Below are 18,466 nucleotides of genomic sequence, written 5' to 3'. Positions count from 1 at the left end.
GTATTAAAAATCTTTTGGAATTGGTTTTACAAATAAAACTTGACCTACGTGTAAATCGTTACTTTGTAAACCGTTTAACGATTTTAACTGGTCTACTGTTATATTATATTTTTTTGAAATGGCATAAAGTGTATCGCCTTTTACGACAACATGTTTATCATTGTTAACGGTTTGCTTTCCTAAAACTTCAGCATCAAATCTATGTAATTGATAACGTTCTATCAAGCTTATTAACTTATCTGGATACTTTCTATCTGTAGCATAACCGGCTTTTCTAAGCTCTATTGCCCAATTTTTATAATCGTCTTTTTCTAGTGTAAAAAGTTTTGAATAACGTTTTCTTTCTTTTAAGAATAAAGAATGATCTCTGAAAGAGTATTTTGAGTTTTTATATTTTCTGAAACACTCTTGAGATGCATCATCATCATGATATATTTTAGCTCCTGTCCAACCATGACATTTGATACCAAAATGATTATTTGCCTCTACAGATAGTCTTCCTTTTCCAGAAGCAGACTCTAAAATTCCTTGCGCTAATGTAATACTAGCTGGTATACCATAATTACGCATTTCTTCTTGAGCTATATCACTGTATATTGCAATGTATTCTTCAGTTTTATTTGCATAAACTTCAGGTGTACTTTTTGGTGTTACTTCTACAACGACATCTTTTGTCTCTTCTTTATCAGTTACTTTTGGTGTTGTTTTTACAACAACTTTTGGTTTTGTTTTAGTTTTTCTAGTTGTAACTTTTCTAGAACTACCACAACTTACTATTAATATTGAAAGTAGTAAAAGCGTAAAAATTTTCTTCATTAATTTATAGAATTAACGGTTTGTTTTGTTTTTTAAGTTTTGCATTCATTCCTTCTATTCCTTGTAATCCTCCTGTATGAATGGCTAAAATTTTTGAGTTTGGTTTAAAATATCCCTTTTTAATTAAATCAAAAATACCAAACATCATTTTTCCTGTATAAATTGGGTCTAACGGAATTTCATTTTCATCTTTAAATTTATTGATAAACGCAATTAAACTGTCATTTATTTTTCCGTAGCCTCCAAAATGATAATCTGTAATTAATTCCCAATTTGTACTTGTGACAAATTTACTAATATCTTTATTTAAAAAGTCACCTTTTAATGACGAAAACCCTAAAACTTTTTGATTAGATTTTGACGCATTAATTATCCCAGAAATTGTACCACCTGTTCCAACAGCACAACATATATAATCAAACTTACTATCCTTTTCATTAAAAATTTCTTCACATCCTTTTATGGCTAAATTATTTGTTCCTCCTTCTGGTATTAAATAAAAATCACCAAACTGTTCTTTCAGTTTTGCTATAAATTTTGGATTAGACTTATCTCTATAGTCTTTACGACTTATAAAAATAAAAGTCATTCCACAAGATTTAGCAAAACTTAGTGTAGGATTAGTGTCAACTTTATCTTTCAATTCCTCTCCTCTAATAATTCCTATAGTGTTAAAGTCTTCAGCTTTACCTGCAGATGCAACTGCTGCAATATGGTTAGAAAATGCACCTCCAAAAGTTAGCAAGGTTGTTTTATTTTCTTCTCTAGCTTGTAAAACGTTGTATTTAAGTTTTCTATACTTATTACCAGATACAAAAGGATGTATTAAATCTTCTCTCTTTATTGAAAGCTCAATATTTTTTTTATCATCTAACCAAACATGCTGATTATCTGATAAAAAATTAGAAGAAAATAAATTTAAACTCATTACTTATTTTATTAAGTACCAAACTTCAAAAAAACTGATTTAAAATAAAAAGAAAAACTATATAAATAAATTTAAATACAGAATTGACCAAAAATTCATTTTTAAGCAATTAAGTGTTTTCTTACAAGGCAAAAAAACTCCTAAAAACCAGCAAAATCAGTAAAAAAAAGCATATGAACAATTTTAAATATCATGTTTTTTATCGATAAAAAAAGCATTTAAATGTTAAAAAGTAAAGAACTGATTAATTTTGTTATTTAAAATGTTAAAAAAAACTTAAAGCAATGAAGAGAATTTCCACAAAAAAAAACACACTTGTTTTATTTGCCTTTTTAAGCTTTTATTATAGCTACTCACAAGTTGGGATTGGGACTACTGCACCAAGAGGCGCAGTAGATATAGCTTCTACCACACAAGGTTTAGTTTTCCCTAATGTAGCTCTTGTAAATACCATTACAGAAACCGCAGTTAATCCTCAAGGAGGATCTATACCTACAGGTACTGTAGTTTATAACACTGCAACATCTGGTACATCTCCAAACAATGTAGCTCCTGGTTTATACTACTGGAATGGATCTAGATGGATTGCTTTTGCAGGCTCACCTGGTGGATTAGATTGGTCTTTAACTGGTAACAGCGGCACAACTGCTGGTACAAATTTTTTAGGAACAACAGATGCGCAAGATTTAAGGTTTTTTACTAATAATAGTGAACGAGCTAGAATATTGAGTACTGGTACAATTGGAGTAAATTCTGCAGGTTCTGCCGTTAGTCAAGTTTATGTTCAAGCAGCAGGTACAAATGATGCTGTAGCTGGAAGAAATGATGATACTCTTGCTAATGCGTTTTGGGGACTAAACTTAAATACTGGCGGAACTGCTATTATTGGCGCTGCAAATGGTATTGGTGGTTACTATCCTACCACTGGAGCTGGAGTTGCTGGATCTGCTGTAGATGGATTCGGCATTAGCGGTATGGTAGGAAATGGATCACCAAATAACTCTGCACATAATGGTCATGCAGCTGGTTATTTTTCCTTAGATAGTGACAACAACCCAAGTACTAATAACACAAGTGCTTTTGCAAAAATAGCTGGAAAAGATGAACAATTAATACCTGTTTTAGGAGGTACTTCTAGAAGAATTTTATACGGAGGCTATTTTATTGGAGGTACATCAAGCGGCGGTCAATCTTATAGCTATGTTGGACTTAAATATAATCACAATAATGATGCTAATGCAACTGGAGGCACAAACTACAAAGTAGTAGGTAACGGTTCTAACTCTACTCTAGTATTAGACAAAAACAGAGAACCTAGAGTTATGTTTTCTCCTGAAGCTCCGGAAATTTTATTTCAAGATTTTGGAACAGGAAAACTGAATAATGGTGAAGCAGTCATTAAGCTAGAAAAATTACTAACAGATAATATTTACGTTGATGAAGAACACCCATTAAAAGTTTTCATTCAACTTGAGGGTGATTGTAATGGAGTTTTTGTCACAAATAAATCAGCTGAAGGTTTTACTGTAAAAGAACTATCAAACGGTAATAGTAATGTCTCTTTTTCATGGCAAATAGTAGCTAGCAGAGCTAATTCTACAGACGAAAATGGAAACATTACATCTCAACACATTGGATTAAGATTTCCTTATGGACCAAAACCACTAAAAAGAACTCCTGAAAGCTCTAAAGAAACAAAAAGAAGATAGAATTTAAATCTCTTTAAAAAAACTCCATAACGACTTAGATTTTAAATAATTTAGGTCGTTTTCATTTTTATAAGCTTCTCTTTCAAAAGAAATATTTAAATAAGCTCTATACCAATTCTTAAACTTTATTAACCGTAATAAAAACTCAATAAAATACCACAAATAAAAACCAATCACTAACAATTCTAATTGCTGTCTTAAATGTATTTTTTCATGATTAATTAAAATCATGTCATCTTTTTGTCTTTTATGCTTTAACACTATAAATGGATAAATAGTTATAGCCGTATAACCTTTTGGCACCAAATATTTAAAAACTAAAAGCATAAGGTTTTTGATATAAAAGTAGTAGTAAAATTACATTATCTTTGTAAATATGAAGAAAATCATTCCTGTAGAAGAAGGTGATTATTATCTAACACCAGAAGGTTACCGTTGTTTTACAGCGCAATATCACCTTAAACGTGGTTATTGCTGCCAAAGCGGTTGCAGACATTGTCCTTATGGGTATGATAAATCAACCAATACATTAAAAAAAAAGTAATGCAAGCAACAAGTATATCATTTAAAGAACAAATTTTAGAAGGAATTCCAAATGAATTACCTCAACCTAAACCATTTGATCATTCTTTAAATCATGCACCAAAAAGAAAAGCTATTTTAAATGATGAAGAAAAAAAATTAGCACTAAAAAATGCACTTCGTTATTTTGATAAAAAACATCATGCAACGTTACTTCCAGAGTTTAAAAACGAATTAGACACCTACGGAAGAATCTATATGTATCGCTTACGTCCTGATTACAAAATGTATGCAAGACCAATAGAAGAATACCCTGCAAAATCTAGACAAGCAGCTGCAATCATGTTAATGATTCAAAACAATTTAGATTACGCAGTTGCACAACATCCGCACGAGCTAATAACTTATGGCGGTAACGGTGCAGTTTTTTCTAATTGGGCACAGTATAGATTAACCATGAAATATTTAGCCGAAATGACCGACGAGCAAACTTTGGTTATGTACTCTGGTCATCCAATGGGCTTATTTCCTAGTCATAAAGAAGCTCCAAGAGTTGTAGTCACCAACGGAATGATGATTCCTAATTACTCCAAACCTGATGATTGGGAAAAATTTAATGCACTTGGTGTCACACAATATGGTCAAATGACTGCTGGTAGTTACATGTACATTGGTCCGCAAGGTATTGTTCACGGCACAACAATTACAGTACTTAACGGATTTAGAAAAATAAAAAAACAACCTAAAGGAAATCTATTTGTAACTTCTGGTTTAGGTGGTATGTCTGGCGCACAACCAAAAGCAGGTAATATTGCTGGTTGTATTACGGTTTGCGCAGAAGTCAACCCAAAAATCACACAAGTACGATTAGACCAAGGTTGGATAGACGAAAAAATTACAGATGTAAATGAATTAGTTACCCGTGTTAAAAAAGCTAAAGCAGAAAAAGAAACCATTTCTATAGCCTATTTAGGTAATGTAGTTGACGTTTGGGAAACTTTTGATAAAGAAAACATACATATTGATTTAGGTAGTGATCAAACCTCATTACATAATCCTTGGGCTGGCGGTTATTATCCTGCTGGACTATCTTTTGAAGATGCCAATACAATGATGGCTAATCAACCAGATTTATTTAAAGAAAAAGTACAAGAATCATTACGTAGACAAGCTAAAGCTATAAATAAACATACCGCAAAAGGCACGTACTTTTTTGATTACGGTAATGCCTTTTTATTAGAAGCATCACGTGCTGGAGCAGATATAATGGCAACAAACGCAACTTTAGGCAGAGAGTTTAAATATCCAAGTTACGTGCAAGATATTATGGGACCAATGTGTTTTGATTATGGTTTTGGTCCATTTAGGTGGGTTTGCGCGTCTGGAAAACCTGAAGATTTAGCTAAAACAGATGAAATTGCTTGTCAAGTTTTAGAAGAAATTATGCAACATTCTCCAGAAGAAATCCAGCAACAAATGGCTGATAATATTCAATGGATAAAAGGCGCTCAAGAAAACAAATTAGTCGTTGGCTCTCAAGCTCGAATCTTATATGCAGATGCTGAAGGACGTATGAAAATAGCCGAAGCCTTTAATCAAGCTATAAAAAATAATGAAATTGGACCTGTTATTTTAGGTAGAGATCATCATGATGTATCAGGTACAGATAGTCCTTATCGCGAAACTTCAAATATTTATGATGGTTCTCGTTTTACAGCAGATATGGCAATACATAATGTAATTGGCGATAGCTTTAGAGGCGCTACTTGGGTTAGCATACACAACGGTGGTGGCGTTGGTTGGGGCGAAGTTATAAACGGTGGATTTGGTATGGTTCTTGATGGTACTAAAGAAGCATCAACCCGATTAAAACAAATGTTATTTTGGGATGTTAATAACGGAATTGCAAGACGTAGTTGGGCAAGAAATGACGAGGCTATTTTTGCCATTAAACGCGCCATGCAAACCGAGCCTAACTTAAAAGTAACATTACCAAATATTGTGGATGATGATTTATTGAATTCAATTTAAAACACATAACGCTATGAAAACAATCATTAAACTTTTACCAATTGCTCTAATAGCTATGGTAATCACATCTTGTAGCTCAGTTAGAGTTGCTGCTGATTACGATAGACAAGTAGATTTTAGCCAGTATAAAACGTTTGCTTTTTTCAAATCTGGAATAGATAAAGCTGAAATAAGCGACCTTGATAAAAAACGTATCTTACGTGCAATAGAAGCAGAATTATTAGCAAAAGGATACACAAAATCAGAAGATCCTGATATGCTAGTTAGCATTTTTACCAAATCTAACCAACGTGTTGATGTTTATAATAACTCATGGGGCTTTGGTGCTTGGGGATGGGGCGCACCTGGTTGGGGATGGGGCTGGAATATGCAACCTAATGTTTCTACCAGAACACAAGGTGTTTTATTTGTGGACCTTATAGACGCTAAGAAAAAAGAATTAGTCTGGCAAGGACAAGGTACTGGTTACCTAAGTTCTAATATGGAAAAGAAAGAACAAAGAATAAAAGAATTTGTTGCAAAAATCATGGAGAAATATCCTCCTGGAAGTATGCAATAATAGCATAAAAAAAGCGACTAAGTAAATAGTCGCTTTTTTTTTATTTTAAGGGTAATATTCTTTAGCGTGACCATTATCTACTAACCATTGATTAACTTCTAATCCATCTTCTAAAATAATATTTGCTAAATAACGACCATATTTACCTTGTTTATCTTTGTAAGAACGTATTGTTACTTCTTTCCCTAATACCATTTCTCTTAGTATATCTCTTACAACAATACCTTGTTCTCTTTCTTCTCCTCTAAGCTCTGGAGTATCTATACCGTAAAGACGTAATTTCATTTCTTGAAAATGTAAAAAACCTAAATCTACCATTGCTGTTACAGTATCTCCATCATAAACGTCTATAATCTTTGCTTTGTAATTGTACATATCTAATTGTTTAATAGCTATTTAAATATATAAAAACTAAGTGAAATACAGTCAATCAAACTATTATATGCAATAAAAAACCCTTAAAACTAAAGTTTTAAGGGTTAGATTTATAACTTAATAAAGTCTTTATGATTAATCTTTATTTTGTTTGAAGTTATCAAACTCGCTTGTTTGCTCTTCTTTTGGCCAAGTGTTGTTTGATGTGTCAACGTCTGCAGTTTCTAGTTTTGGATCGACTGTAATTTTTACAATTTCTTTTTCAGAAGCTACAGCTTTACTTACTTCTTTATCGTTAAGTCTCCAGATTTGCGCTGGGTAAGTTTCTGTTTTTGATGTTCCGTCTGCATAAGTATACTCTACAATTATTGGCATTACCAATCCTCCTGGTTTTTCAAAAGTCACATTATAAAAATACTTCGGCTCTTTTAATTGCTTTTGTTCTGCAGGTGTAAAGTTATCCATAATGTATTCTTTTAGTGATTGAGAACCTTCCATTAAGCTTTTTGCTTTCATGTCTTCTTTGTAATCTTCACTTCCTTCTTCTACCATATAAACTAACGGTGGTAAATCACTTAAACTCATACCACGCGCTTTAACCATGTCTTTGATTTGCTGTGTTGGTTCATTAGATATATAAAACTTTTTAACATCTTTAATTGCTATATCTACATAATCTGTTGTATAAAACCATCCTCTCCAAAACCAATCTAAATCTACAGCAGAAGCATCTTCCATTGTTCTAAAGAAATCCTCTGGAGTTGGGTGTTTAAACATCCATCTTTGTGCATATGTTCTAAAAGAGTAATCAAATAATTCGCGTCCCATAATTGTTTCACGTAAAATATTTAACGCTGTAGCTGGTTTTCCGTAAGCATTATTACCAAACTGATATGTATTTAAACCTTTTGTCATAATTGGTGCTATGTAATCTTGATCACCACCCATGTAATTTACAATTTTTTCTGCAGGACCACGTCTTGAAGGATACTTGTCCATACCTGGAGATAAAGAAGATGGATACCACTCTGCAAAATCTTGTTCTGCTACGTATTGAGAAAATGTATTTAAACCTTCATCCATCCATGTCCATTGACGCTCGTCACTATTAACAATCATTGGGAAGAAGTTGTGTCCAACCTCATGAATAATTACACTTATCATTCCGTATTTTACACGATCGCTATAATTACCATCTGCATCTGGTCTTCCATAGTTCCAGCAAATCATTGGGTATTCCATTCCTTGATTTTTAGCATGAACTGAAATTGCTTTATGATATGGGTAATCAAAAGTCATACGTGAATACGTTTTTAAAGTACTTGCTACTGCTTTTGTAGACCATTCTTCCCACAAAGGATTTCCTTCTTTAGGATATAATGATACTGCCATTACATCTTTATCTCCTATTTTAACAGCCATCATATCCCAGATATAGCGTCTTGATGTTGTAAATGCAAAATCACGAACATTTTCAGCATATAGCTTCCATGTTTTTTTCTTTGTTGCTTTTGTTTTTTCTGCTGCTCTTGCTTCTTCTTCTGTTACGATTAAAACAGGCTCTTCATAAGATTTTTTTGCTTTCTCATAACGTTTCATCATTTCTTTAGAAAAAACATCTTTACGGTTAGTTAATTTACCTGTACCATCTAACATATGATCTTCTGGCACTGTAATGTTAACCTCAAAATTACCAAATGGTAGTGCAAATTCATCACGTCCCCAAAATTGAGAGTTTTGCCATCCTTCTACATCATTATAAACTGCCATACGAGGATAAAACTGAGCTATAACGTATGCTCTATTATCGTCTTCTTCAAAGTATTCGTAACCAGAACGACCTCTTCCTTCTACGTGATTATTAATATTATACCACCATTTGATTTTGAAAGTAAATTGATCTCCAGATTTTAATACTGAAGGCATTTCTACTCTCATCATGGTACGATTAATCATGTGTGGTAAAGCATTACCTTTTTCATCTTTTACATATTCTATGTTAAAGCCTCCATCAAAACCTTCTGTCATATAGCTATTAGCAAAAGATGATGTTTGTTGTGCTGGTGCTATACCGCTTCCTTGGATTAAAGGTGTTTTAGAGTCTTTAGCTCTCATATTTTGGTCTAATTGCACCCATAAATACTCTAGGTTGTCTGGTGAGTTGTTTGTGTACGTAATTGTTTCTTCACCATAAATTCTAGCGTTAACATCGTCTAACTCGATGTCCATTTTATAGTCTGCTTGTTGTTGGTAATAAGCAGGACCTGGTGCACCAGACGCAGTTCTAAACATGTTTGGTGTAGAAAACTCGTCGTATAATTGCTTAAACTTGTTGTTGTTTGTGTGACCTGGTTGTCTTTCTTTTTTGTCTTCAGCTTGGTCTTGCGCAAATACACTTGCTGAAACAAATAAAGCTGAAAGGAATAAATACTTTAGTTTTTTCATTTTTAGAATTAGTTATAAAGGATGTGAATTTAACAAAATTTAACGTTGCTATAAAGGCTTTACTAAAAGTTTAACAAACCTTTATCGTTCTGCGCAGTTAATACCACGGTTTTATTTTTGTTATTAATATTGGTTCTTATAACGTTTTTTTGATCTTCAAACATATCAAACAAAACCTTATTTTTAATTTGGAAAGTAGAAATTGATTTTATGTTTTCTATCTCTAGGTAACAATGCATAATACCATCATCATACTTTTTACCTATAAAATTTGGTATTACCTCTTGGTTATTTATTGATATTTCAATCTTTGTTAAAAGATATTTTCTAATGTAATCGTCTATTTGTGTTTCGTCATCACCTCTATCTAAAGTTATATTTTTGTCGTATCTTTTTCTTAATACACTTTCAAAATCATCAATAAATATTCTAGAAATTATTTGCACAGATTGTTGCTCTTTCACAAACTCTATTTGTGTAATACTTACATAATATTTGTGTAGTGTATTAAAAGAGCATAAAAAGAAAATTGCTATTACAGATATTAGTTTAATTGATTTCATTTAAGTGTATTATTTAGAGTCACAAATCTAATGGTTAGTAACCAAAAACCATTCTAATTAATTATCATTTTGTGATTGATTTACATTTTTTATAAACTCATTATACTTATCAGTAAAAAATTGTAATGCTTCTAAGTTACTTTTTGTACATCTTGATCTAAAGTTTGGATCTTCTTGACAATAGTAAAAAAACTCGTCTTTTTTCTCTTCTGGTAAGGGATTTTGGGTAAAGAAATCTTCGATTAAATCATTTTTTAATCTAGCTAATAACGCGTCATTACTTTCTAATCTTACGCGTTCTTTTAGCATTTTTGTGCGACCGGTAATAGTGTTTAAAAACTTATTAAAGTTAACAGCAGCACCTAAGCCTATTGCAAACATTTTTTCGTTTCCGCCTGCTTCATTAAGTCGGTTTTCGTTTTGGGTTAATGGTTTTCCTTTGTAACCAGGTATACCTACATCATAAAAGTTAATATCTGCTTTTGCTGTTGAGGAAGAAACATCTTTAGTTAAATCTCCAGAAAGTTGTTTGGTTAAAAAAACTTCATCCAGATCATTAGTAAATAATTCTAATTTGGCTCTTAAAGTTTTTGTCTTAATATTTTCTTCTGATACAACTTTAACTAAGACTTGATATTGGACACCTGAAAAAACAATAGTATCATTTTGCTTAGCCTTGATTTTAAAAACTCCTAAACTATCTGTTGTAGCATTTGTCAAAGAAGTTTTATTTAGAACATGAATATTTTCTAAATCATCATCTGCAACTATTTGCCCTTTTATTGTAACCGTTTGAGATATTGAAAATTGTACAATAAAAGCTAATAAAATAAAAAGTTGATTACTCTTTTTCAACTGGATTCTCACTTAAAAATTTTTTACTCTTTTTGTTTAAATCCTCTATTAACTGTATCTCTTTACCTTTTTCTAGAAGAGATACATCAAAATCATTTTTTTGAACAAATGCTATAAAAGCTTCTACTTGTTCTTCTGGGATATTAAAATTTTTAGTGTAATAATCATGTTGGTATTTATCTGCTAAAGTCTGGGTTGGTATTTTCTCTGTTTCTGTATTAGTATTTTTAGATTTCTTTTTTGGTTTAAAAATTAAATTTACCAAACCTTCAACAATAGCAACACCGTTAGCTTGATAACGTATACGATCGTTTTGATTCATCGCTGCATAATTTTCTACCTTACTATATTGATCATCAGAAAACTCGTAAACAGAAATATCATCTACTCCAAAATAAATAGCATCCATATCTGGGTTAAATACTTCAACACTTTCAATATCTTCTTTTAAAACACCAGTTAAATCGTATGGTAATATTACAACTTCATCTAACTTATTAACTCGTTCTACTAAAAAAACAGTCATTTGTTTATTTTTAATAATAGATTCTGTTACAGTTAAACTAAAGTCTTTAAACTGAAGCGCAGACACCTCTACCTTATCATTAAGCATAACTTGCAAGGTAAACTCTCCTTTTTCATCTGTAATTGTTCCTTTATTAGAAGATATATTAAAAACTGTAACACCTTCTACATCTGGTGTATTTACAATAATTTTACCTTTTACAGTAACTCTGGTTGAATCTTGTGCTAAAGAAAAAATAGTGAAAAAGAATAAAGATAAGGATAGAAAATATTTCATAACGGTTGATTTTACTGTAAATTAAGCATTTTTACTCTTAATTTAATTCTAATTAGGCACTAAACTTTTGTTAAAAGCTAGCTTTACATAAATTTACAAAAACTATTTATTACAATGAAGCAAATAATTATTGCAAGCACTTCTACCGTACATGGCGGTCAATATTTAGACTATCTTTTAGACACATTAAAAATTCATTTTAAAGACACAGAAGAAGTTATCTTTATTCCCTACGCTAGACCTAGCGGAATCACACATAAACAGTATACAGAAAAGGCTAGCGATGCTTTTAATAAAATTGAAAAAAAATTAATTGGCTTACATACTTTTAAAAACCCAAAAGAAGCAATAGACAACGCAAAAGGTATTTTTGTTGGTGGCGGAAACACCTTTGTTTTAGTCAATGCACTTTACAAATTTAATTTAATTGAAAGCTTACAAGACGCCATAAAAAAAGGAACTCCGTATTTAGGAACCAGTGCTGGAAGCAACATTTGTGGTCTTACCATGAATACAACTAATGATATGCCTATTGTTTATCCGCCAAGTTTTAAAACATTAGGTTTTGTGCCATTTAATATTAATCCACACTATTTAGATCCAGACCCAAACAGCAAACACATGGGTGAAACTAGAGAAACTAGAATAAAAGAATTTCATCAATTTAATACACAACCAGTAATTGGTTTACGCGAGGGAAGTTGGATAGAAGTTAAAGACAACAATTTACAATTAAAAGGAAATTTACAAGCACGCATTTTTGAGCACAATCAAGAACCTTACGAAGTTGATCCTGATACATTCTTAAACGAATTGAAGTAAAGTACAAAAATTTAAAACAAATTATTTTTCATCAAAGTATGTCATTCCGAACGAGGTACGAGGAGGAATCTCATATTCATATTATTAAGATGAGATTTCTCACTATGTTCGAAAAGACAAAAGCATCATAATGAATTACAATGAATAAAATAAAAAAGCTTCATCGTTTTTGATGAAGCTTTTTGAGCGGGAGACCGGGTTCGAACCGGCGACATTCAGCTTGGAAGGCTGACGCTCTACCAACTGAGCTACTCCCGCTTTTTGCGGTGGCAAATATAAACAAAGATTTTAATTATTTGCAAAAAATTATAATTTCTTTAAAAAATGATAGCCTAAAATTTCAAAACCTTCGTTATAATAAAATTTGTGTGACGGGTAGTTTTGAACGTAAGTATTTAATTCACAAGTAGTACAACCTTTACTTTTGGCATAATCGTATAACCACTTAAAAAAAAGTTTACCAAGACCATTTCCTCTATATTTTTCTTCTATATAAACATGATCTACTTCCATACTTCTACCAACGTAATGTCTTGTTTGAAACCACATTCCTGACATACCAATTAAAGTATCGCCATCATAAACACCTGCACACTCATAATTTTGAGTAATCATTTCGGCAAAACGCTCTTTTAATACTGCATCAGAATTAGCATTATTAGTTAATTTTTGCATTAACGGAATAATGCTAAAAATTTCAGTTTTATCTATTATTTTAAACTTAAAAGACATCTCAATTTTTATTGCAAAATTAGTTAATTTTGAAATACTATTATACAAATAATGCAAATCATAGCAAGTACACAACGGTTATATTTAAGAGAATTTTCTGTAGATGATGCTATTCATTTTTACGAGATGAATTCTGACCAAGACGTACTAAAATATACTGGAGACAAACCGTTTTCTTCTTTAAATGAAGCAGAGCAATTCCTATTAAACTACAAAGAATATGAAAAGCATAATATGGGAAGATGGGCAGTTTGCGATAAAAAAACAGATGTGTTTTTAGGTTGGTGCGGATTAAAATTTCATCCTAAAGAAAACAAAGTTGAAGTTGGCTACCGATTTTATAAAAAATATTGGAACAATGGTTACGCTACCGAAAGCTGCCAAGCTGCAATAGATTATGGTTTTAAAAACCTTAACCTTAAAACCATATATGCACATGCACATATAGACAATTATGCATCACATAAAGTCTTAGAAAAATGCAATATGAATTTTATAAAAACCTTTAATTACGCAGGTATGCCAGCAAATCTATATAAAATCGAAAATCCTGATATTAAAATTAAACAAATCACTGCTTTAGAAACCTATCCAGTACGTCATCCTGTTTTAAGAACTGGTAGACCTATTGAAGATTGCAAGCTAACTTTTGATGACCACGAAGACACATTTCACTTAGGCTTATATTATAAAAACAAGTTGTCTGGTGTAGTTAGTTTAATGAAACTTAACAACGAAAAATTTGAAGAACAATACCAATATCGCTTACGCGGAATGGGAATTTTAGATCAATATCAAGGCTATGGATTTGGTAGATTACTAGTAGAAACAGCCGAAACTATGGTAAAACAAAAAGGAGCTAAACTACTTTGGTTTGATGCTAGATTAATTGCTGTTGGATTTTACAAGCGATTAGGTTTTACAATTATTGGTGACCAATTTGAAGTCCCTAAAGTTGGTCCACATTATGTAATGTATAAACGATTATAGATTTTATTTGTATTTCGTCTAAATTCATTCAACCAAAAAAATAAACTCAACATTTAACGTTGAACTTTCGTAAATTGCTTTATCTAAATCAATTATCATGAGAAATTTTAAAGGTAGACTTCTAATTGGTGTTCTTCTTGCTGCATTTGCTTTGTTTAAATATTACAACTCAATGGAAACAAATGAGTACACAGGAAAAAAACAAGCAATCTCTATGACGCCAGACCAAGAAATTCAAATGGGTTTGCAAAGTCGTGATCAAATGGCAGCACAACATGGTGGATTATATCCTAATCAAGAATATCAAGCATTTATAGATAGAGTTGGCAACAAACTAGTACAAAATAGTGTCGCAAAAGACACGCCTTACAAGTACGAGTTTCATTTACTTGCAGATAAAAATACAATTAATGCGTTTGCTTTACCTGGCGGACAAATTTTTATTACCTATGCCTTATTTTCTAAATTAGAAAACGAAGACCAATTAGCTGGTGTTTTAGGGCACGAAATTGGTCACGTTATTGGTCGTCATAGTGCAGAGCGTATTGCGAATTCTGAGCTTTGGCAAGGTTTATCAACCGCAGGTTCTGTTGGCGGTAATATGGGAGATGTAGTTAGTCAATATGGCATGTCTAAACTATTAAAAAATGGTCGTGGTGATGAGTTAGAAAGTGACGACTTAGGTGTACGTTTTATGATGCGTTCTGGCTATGACCCAGAAGAAATGATTGGCGTTATGCAAATTTTAAAACAAGCAGCTGGTCCAAACCGTGTACCAGAATTCCAGAGCACACATCCTGATCCAGAAAATAGAATTGAAAAAATTAAAGCCTCTATTAAAAAATACACAATAAACTAAAACGATTTAGTAGAAAACCAACAAAGTCCTGCTTTTGCAGGACTTTTGTTTTTATATTTGTTATAATAAAATTTACAGTAATGAATAAAAAAGTCATCTTAATGATACTAGATGGTTGGGGAAAATCTCCAGACCCAAAAGTATCTGCAATAGATAATGCTAACACACCTTTTATAGACAGTTTATACACCAAATTTCCTAATGCACAATTGCGTACAGACGGACTACATGTTGGTCTTCCAGAAGGACAAATGGGAAATAGTGAAGTTGGCCACATGAATCTTGGTGCTGGGCGCATTGTTTATCAAGACTTAGCAAAAATTAATCTTGCTGTAGAAAATAACACACTTGCCAAAGAACAAGTATTAATAGATGCTTTTAATTATGCTAAAGCAAATAATAAAGATGTTCATTTTTTAGGGTTAGTAAGTAATGGTGGCGTACACTCGCACATCAACCATATTAAAGGATTAATTACAGCTGCTCAAAATGCTGGAGTTACAAATAGCTATGTTCATGCCTTTACAGATGGTCGTGATGTAGACCCAAAATCTGGTAAAGCATTTATTGAAAATTTAGAAAATTTCACTTCAAATACAAACACAAAAATTGCAAGCGTTACTGGTCGTTATTATGCAATGGACAGAGACAAACGTTGGGAACGTGTTAAATTAGCATACGATGCTGTAGTAAATGGTTTCGGTGAAAAAACGCTGGATTTATCTAATAAAATTCAGACAAATTATGATAATGATATCACAGACGAATTTATCAAACCAATTATTAAAACAGATGAAGCTGGTAATCCAATAGCAACTATTAAAGAAGATGACGTGGTTATCTTTTTCAACTTTAGAACAGATCGTGGTCGCGAATTAACAGAAGCGTTATCCCAACGCGATTTTCATGAGCAAAACATGCATAAGTTAAATCTGCATTATGTAACATTAACTAATTACGACGAAACTTTTACAGGTATCAACGTTGTTTTCAACAAAGAAAATTTAACAGATACTTTAGGTGAAGTTTTAGAAAAGCATAATAAAACACAAATTAGAATTGCAGAAACTGAAAAATATCCTCACGTTACATTTTTCTTTTCTGGTGGACGTGAAACACCTTTTAAAGGCGAAAAACGAATTTTAAAAAATTCGCCTAAAGTAGCAACTTACGATTTAAAACCAGAAATGAGTGCGTTTGAGCTAACCGATGCTTTAGTACCAGAATTAGAAAACGAAACAACAGATTTTGTTTGTTTAAATTTTGCAAATGGTGATATGGTTGGTCACACTGGTGTTATGGACGCTGCTGTTAAAGCTTGCGAAGCTGTAGATAAATGTGTAGAAAAAGTGGTAACAACTGCATTAGATCACGGGTATACAACACTTCTTATTGCCGACCATGGTAATTGCGAAACTATGATAAATCCTGATGGTAGCCCAAATACAGCACATACTACAAATCCTGTTCCTGTTATTTTAATTGATAATGAATTAAAGCATATAGAAAACGGTATTTTAGGAGATATGGCACCAACTATCTTAAAGTTAATGGGTGTAAAGCAACCTGAAGCGATGACGCAAAAATCTTTAGTTTAATACAAAAAAATAATTGTAATTAAAAAAATCCGCTTCAATACGAAGCGGATTTTTCATTTTAAATCAATTGAATTTTAAATTCAAAAAATTAAATTTATTGTACTTTTACAATCTTATTTCTATATAAATGAATATACAAGGAAAAATAATAGCTGTAGATTTTGATGGCACTATTGTAGAAGATGCATATCCAGGTATAGGCAAACCTCGTTTGTTTGCTTTTGAAACCTTAAAACGTCTTCAAAATGATGGTCATCGACTTATACTTTGGACCTATAGACATGGTAAACGTCTAGAGGAAGCTGTTAATTTCTGTAAAGACAACGGTATAGACTTTTACGCTGTAAATAAAAGTTTTCCTGAAGAAACGTTTAAAGGTGATGTAAGCCGAAAAATTAACGCCGATTTATTTATAGACGATCGTAATATTGGTGGCATTTTAGGTTGGGGAGAAATTTATCAAATGCTTACCAACCAAACACCACAACAATCAAAACCTAAGAAAAAAAGCTGGTTTAAATTTTAACAACCAATCATTTCAAAATACGCTTTATCTATTTCTTCTCTGTGATCTGGATGAGCTATATTAACCAAAGCTTTTATACGCTCTTTAATAGTTTTCCCGTATAGGCTAGCCACACCAAATTCTGTTACAACATAATGTACGTGCGACCTTGTAGTTACCACACCAGCACCTGGTTTTAAAGATGGTACAATTCGACTAATACCATTTCTAGTTACAGATGGTAATGCTATAATTGCTTTACCACCTTCACTTAAAGATGCGCCTCTAATAAAATCCATTTGTCCACCAACTCCAGAATACATATGTGCACCAATAGAGTCTGCACAAACTTGTCCCGTTACATCTACTTCAATAGCAGAATTAATGGCTACCATTTTTGGATTTTGTTTAATAATCGAAACATCGTTTGTGTAATTTGATGCACGCATTTCTATAAATGGGTTATCGTCTACATAGTCATATAACTTTTGCGAACCTATTAAAAAAGTAGCCAAAGCACGACCACGATTAATTTCTTTATAGTTACCATTAATTACATCCTTTAAAATTAAATCTATAACACCATCAGAAAACATTTCGGTATGTAAACCTAAGTCTTTGTGATTAGTTAATCGGGCTAAAACTGCATTTGGAATACTACCAATACCCATTTGCAACGTACTTCTATCTTCAATTAAATTAGCTACATATTCGCCTATTTTTGCTTCAACTTCATTAGGTGGTAATGCATCGTGACTTGGTAATGGTTCATGATGTTCTACAAATTGATCAATTTCAGAAATATGAATAATACCAGCACCATGTGTACGTGGCATATATTTATTAATTTGAGCTATTACAATTTTAGCATTATCTATTGCTGCTAATGTTGCTTCAACAGAAACACCTAAAGAACAATACCCATGTCTATCTGGTACCGATACGTGGATTAACGCTACATCTAAATTAATAATATTTCTTTTAAATAAAAGCGGTAATTCACTTAAAAAAACTGGTGTGTATGAGCCATTTCCTTCTTTTAAAGTATGACGTACATTTTTACCTATAAAAAATGAGTTAACATGAAAACTATCTTTAAGCTCCGGATTTGAATATGGCGCTTCACCTTCGGTATGTAAGTGGCATATTTCAACATTTTTTAATTCTTCATGTCTAGCAGACATTGCTTTTACTAAAGATTGCGGTGCAGCTGCTGCAGCTTGCACATATACTCTGTCATTAGATTTTATAACTTTTACTGCTTCTTCTGCGGTTACTGGCGAATACATATTGGTTTTGTTTTTATTTTACAAAATTACAATGCATCGTATAGATAAATCCTGCTAAAAGTCATG

General features: G+C 32.1%; 19 protein-coding genes and 1 tRNA gene. 9 read left to right on the top strand and 11 right to left on the bottom strand.

The features are described 5' to 3' along the window. Window positions 1-3 precede the first annotated feature (3 nt). Together ACEQT4_RS06915 and ACEQT4_RS06910 are read right to left on the bottom strand one after the other, a co-directional pair. On the bottom strand, window positions 4-816 hold the full coding sequence (locus ACEQT4_RS06915) for a glucosaminidase domain-containing protein (RefSeq protein ID WP_106680186.1): 813 nt from the start codon (window positions 814-816) through the stop codon (window positions 4-6). Between the two features lie 4 nt (window positions 817-820). After that, window positions 821-1,744, bottom strand: a complete 924-nt coding sequence (locus ACEQT4_RS06910) for a 1-aminocyclopropane-1-carboxylate deaminase/D-cysteine desulfhydrase (protein WP_370226696.1) — start codon at window positions 1,742-1,744, stop codon at window positions 821-823. A gap of 284 nt (window positions 1,745-2,028) precedes the next feature. On the opposite strand from ACEQT4_RS06910, the gene ACEQT4_RS06905 reads away from it, so the two are divergent. Continuing rightward, window positions 2,029-3,453: a hypothetical protein gene (locus ACEQT4_RS06905; protein WP_027881132.1), complete on the top strand. Its 1,425-nt coding sequence runs from the start codon at window positions 2,029-2,031 to the stop codon at window positions 3,451-3,453. 3 nt (window positions 3,454-3,456) lie between these two features. Here ACEQT4_RS06905 and ACEQT4_RS06900 read toward each other — a convergent pair whose 3' ends face one another. Then, window positions 3,457-3,780, bottom strand: coding sequence for a hypothetical protein (locus ACEQT4_RS06900; RefSeq protein ID WP_370226694.1), 324 nt, complete (start codon window positions 3,778-3,780; stop codon window positions 3,457-3,459). A gap of 49 nt (window positions 3,781-3,829) precedes the next feature. Here ACEQT4_RS06900 and ACEQT4_RS06895 point away from each other — a divergent pair, with 49 nt between their 5' ends. The 3 genes from ACEQT4_RS06895 to ACEQT4_RS06885 are packed head-to-tail and all read left to right on the top strand — an operon-like array spanning window position 3,830 to window position 6,565. Beyond that, window positions 3,830-3,997, top strand: a complete 168-nt coding sequence (locus ACEQT4_RS06895; RefSeq protein ID WP_162138988.1) for a DUF5522 domain-containing protein — start codon at window positions 3,830-3,832, stop codon at window positions 3,995-3,997. 14 nt (window positions 3,998-4,011) lie between these two features. Then, a complete protein-coding gene (locus ACEQT4_RS06890) occupies window positions 4,012-6,006 on the top strand; it encodes a urocanate hydratase (RefSeq protein ID WP_370226714.1) in 1,995 nt (664 codons plus the stop codon). Between the two features lie 13 nt (window positions 6,007-6,019). Further along, the gene (locus ACEQT4_RS06885) at window positions 6,020-6,565 is read left to right on the top strand and encodes a DUF4136 domain-containing protein (RefSeq protein WP_370226693.1); all 546 of its coding nucleotides are present in this window, start codon (window positions 6,020-6,022) and stop codon (window positions 6,563-6,565) included. Between the two features lie 45 nt (window positions 6,566-6,610). On the opposite strand, the gene ACEQT4_RS06880 is transcribed toward ACEQT4_RS06885, so the two are convergent. The 5 genes from ACEQT4_RS06880 to ACEQT4_RS06860 all read right to left on the bottom strand — a co-directional run bounded on the left by ACEQT4_RS06880 (window position 6,611) and on the right by ACEQT4_RS06860 (window position 11,605). Continuing rightward, window positions 6,611-6,940 (bottom strand): thermonuclease family protein, encoded by a 330-nt coding sequence (locus ACEQT4_RS06880; RefSeq protein ID WP_370226692.1) that lies wholly within the window; start codon window positions 6,938-6,940, stop codon window positions 6,611-6,613. A 135-nt stretch (window positions 6,941-7,075) separates the two neighbouring features. Continuing rightward, window positions 7,076-9,385 carry a M1 family metallopeptidase gene (locus ACEQT4_RS06875; protein WP_370226690.1) on the bottom strand — a complete coding sequence of 770 codons (2,310 nt, stop codon included), beginning with the start codon at window positions 9,383-9,385 and terminating at the stop codon, window positions 7,076-7,078. A gap of 62 nt (window positions 9,386-9,447) precedes the next feature. Beyond that, complete coding sequence (locus ACEQT4_RS06870; protein WP_370226689.1) at window positions 9,448-9,948, bottom strand: DUF6702 family protein; 501 nt, start codon at window positions 9,946-9,948, stop codon at window positions 9,448-9,450. Between the two features lie 57 nt (window positions 9,949-10,005). Further along, a complete protein-coding gene (locus tag ACEQT4_RS06865) occupies window positions 10,006-10,815 on the bottom strand; it encodes a hypothetical protein (protein WP_370226688.1) in 810 nt (269 codons plus the stop codon). Next, the gene (locus tag ACEQT4_RS06860; protein WP_370226687.1) at window positions 10,790-11,605 is read right to left on the bottom strand and encodes a carboxypeptidase-like regulatory domain-containing protein; all 816 of its coding nucleotides are present in this window, start codon (window positions 11,603-11,605) and stop codon (window positions 10,790-10,792) included. The genes ACEQT4_RS06865 and ACEQT4_RS06860 overlap by 26 nt, the downstream gene beginning before the upstream one ends. A 114-nt stretch (window positions 11,606-11,719) precedes the next feature. On the opposite strand from ACEQT4_RS06860, the gene pepE reads away from it, so the two are divergent. Beyond that, window positions 11,720-12,427 (top strand): dipeptidase PepE, encoded by a 708-nt coding sequence (pepE, locus tag ACEQT4_RS06855; protein WP_370226686.1) that lies wholly within the window; start codon window positions 11,720-11,722, stop codon window positions 12,425-12,427. A gap of 185 nt (window positions 12,428-12,612) precedes the next feature. On the opposite strand, the gene ACEQT4_RS06850 is transcribed toward pepE, so the two are convergent. Both ACEQT4_RS06850 and ACEQT4_RS06845 read right to left on the bottom strand, forming a co-directional pair. Continuing rightward, window positions 12,613-12,685, bottom strand: a tRNA-Gly gene (locus tag ACEQT4_RS06850). Between the two features lie 48 nt (window positions 12,686-12,733). Then, window positions 12,734-13,159 (bottom strand): GNAT family N-acetyltransferase, encoded by a 426-nt coding sequence (locus ACEQT4_RS06845; RefSeq protein WP_106680216.1) that lies wholly within the window; start codon window positions 13,157-13,159, stop codon window positions 12,734-12,736. A 51-nt stretch (window positions 13,160-13,210) separates the two neighbouring features. Between ACEQT4_RS06845 and ACEQT4_RS06840 the strand changes: the two genes are divergently transcribed. From ACEQT4_RS06840 to ACEQT4_RS06825, 4 genes are all read left to right on the top strand, one after another. Next, complete coding sequence (locus tag ACEQT4_RS06840; protein WP_370226684.1) at window positions 13,211-14,149, top strand: GNAT family N-acetyltransferase; 939 nt, start codon at window positions 13,211-13,213, stop codon at window positions 14,147-14,149. A gap of 97 nt (window positions 14,150-14,246) precedes the next feature. After that, window positions 14,247-15,008 (top strand): M48 family metalloprotease, encoded by a 762-nt coding sequence (locus ACEQT4_RS06835; protein WP_027881121.1) that lies wholly within the window; start codon window positions 14,247-14,249, stop codon window positions 15,006-15,008. Window positions 15,009-15,088: 80 nt separating this feature from the next. Continuing rightward, a complete protein-coding gene (gpmI, locus tag ACEQT4_RS06830; protein ID WP_370226683.1) occupies window positions 15,089-16,606 on the top strand; it encodes a 2,3-bisphosphoglycerate-independent phosphoglycerate mutase in 1,518 nt (505 codons plus the stop codon). 127 nt (window positions 16,607-16,733) lie between these two features. Continuing rightward, window positions 16,734-17,132, top strand: coding sequence for a BT0820 family HAD-type phosphatase (locus ACEQT4_RS06825; RefSeq protein WP_027881119.1), 399 nt, complete (start codon window positions 16,734-16,736; stop codon window positions 17,130-17,132). On the opposite strand, the gene ACEQT4_RS06820 is transcribed toward ACEQT4_RS06825, so the two are convergent. After that, complete coding sequence (locus ACEQT4_RS06820) at window positions 17,129-18,400, bottom strand: acetyl-CoA hydrolase/transferase family protein (RefSeq protein WP_370226681.1); 1,272 nt, start codon at window positions 18,398-18,400, stop codon at window positions 17,129-17,131. The two genes, ACEQT4_RS06825 and ACEQT4_RS06820, sit on opposite strands and share 4 nt — an antisense overlap. Window positions 18,401-18,466: the final 66 nt, after the last annotated feature.

Source organism: Mesoflavibacter sp., assembly GCF_964226795.1.
GTDB lineage: Bacteria > Bacteroidota > Bacteroidia > Flavobacteriales > Flavobacteriaceae > Mesoflavibacter > Mesoflavibacter zeaxanthinifaciens.
Note: the sequence above shows the minus strand (reverse complement) of the source record. Positions and strands in the feature narration are given on the sequence as shown.

Bases quoted from the DNA above. Each gene is read 5' to 3' on its own strand.
- ACEQT4_RS06915 (WP_106680186.1), bottom strand. From the start codon at position 816: ATGAAGAAAATTTTTACGCTTTTACTACTTTCAATATTAATAGTAAGT.
- ACEQT4_RS06910 (WP_370226696.1), bottom strand. From the start codon at position 1,744: ATGAGTTTAAATTTATTTTCTTCTAATTTTTTATCAGATAATCAGCAT.
- ACEQT4_RS06905 (WP_027881132.1), top strand. From the start codon at position 2,029: ATGAAGAGAATTTCCACAAAAAAAAACACACTTGTTTTATTTGCCTTT.
- ACEQT4_RS06900 (WP_370226694.1), bottom strand. From the start codon at position 3,780: ATGCTTTTAGTTTTTAAATATTTGGTGCCAAAAGGTTATACGGCTATA.
- ACEQT4_RS06895 (WP_162138988.1), top strand. From the start codon at position 3,830: ATGAAGAAAATCATTCCTGTAGAAGAAGGTGATTATTATCTAACACCA.
- ACEQT4_RS06885 (WP_370226693.1), top strand. From the start codon at position 6,020: ATGAAAACAATCATTAAACTTTTACCAATTGCTCTAATAGCTATGGTA.
- ACEQT4_RS06880 (WP_370226692.1), bottom strand. From the start codon at position 6,940: ATGTACAATTACAAAGCAAAGATTATAGACGTTTATGATGGAGATACT.
- ACEQT4_RS06875 (WP_370226690.1), bottom strand. From the start codon at position 9,385: ATGAAAAAACTAAAGTATTTATTCCTTTCAGCTTTATTTGTTTCAGCA.
- ACEQT4_RS06870 (WP_370226689.1), bottom strand. From the start codon at position 9,948: ATGAAATCAATTAAACTAATATCTGTAATAGCAATTTTCTTTTTATGC.
- ACEQT4_RS06860 (WP_370226687.1), bottom strand. From the start codon at position 11,605: ATGAAATATTTTCTATCCTTATCTTTATTCTTTTTCACTATTTTTTCT.
- pepE (WP_370226686.1), top strand. From the start codon at position 11,720: ATGAAGCAAATAATTATTGCAAGCACTTCTACCGTACATGGCGGTCAA.
- ACEQT4_RS06845 (WP_106680216.1), bottom strand. From the start codon at position 13,159: ATGTCTTTTAAGTTTAAAATAATAGATAAAACTGAAATTTTTAGCATT.
- ACEQT4_RS06840 (WP_370226684.1), top strand. From the start codon at position 13,211: ATGCAAATCATAGCAAGTACACAACGGTTATATTTAAGAGAATTTTCT.
- ACEQT4_RS06835 (WP_027881121.1), top strand. From the start codon at position 14,247: ATGAGAAATTTTAAAGGTAGACTTCTAATTGGTGTTCTTCTTGCTGCA.
- gpmI (WP_370226683.1), top strand. From the start codon at position 15,089: ATGAATAAAAAAGTCATCTTAATGATACTAGATGGTTGGGGAAAATCT.
- ACEQT4_RS06825 (WP_027881119.1), top strand. From the start codon at position 16,734: ATGAATATACAAGGAAAAATAATAGCTGTAGATTTTGATGGCACTATT.
- ACEQT4_RS06820 (WP_370226681.1), bottom strand. From the start codon at position 18,400: ATGTATTCGCCAGTAACCGCAGAAGAAGCAGTAAAAGTTATAAAATCT.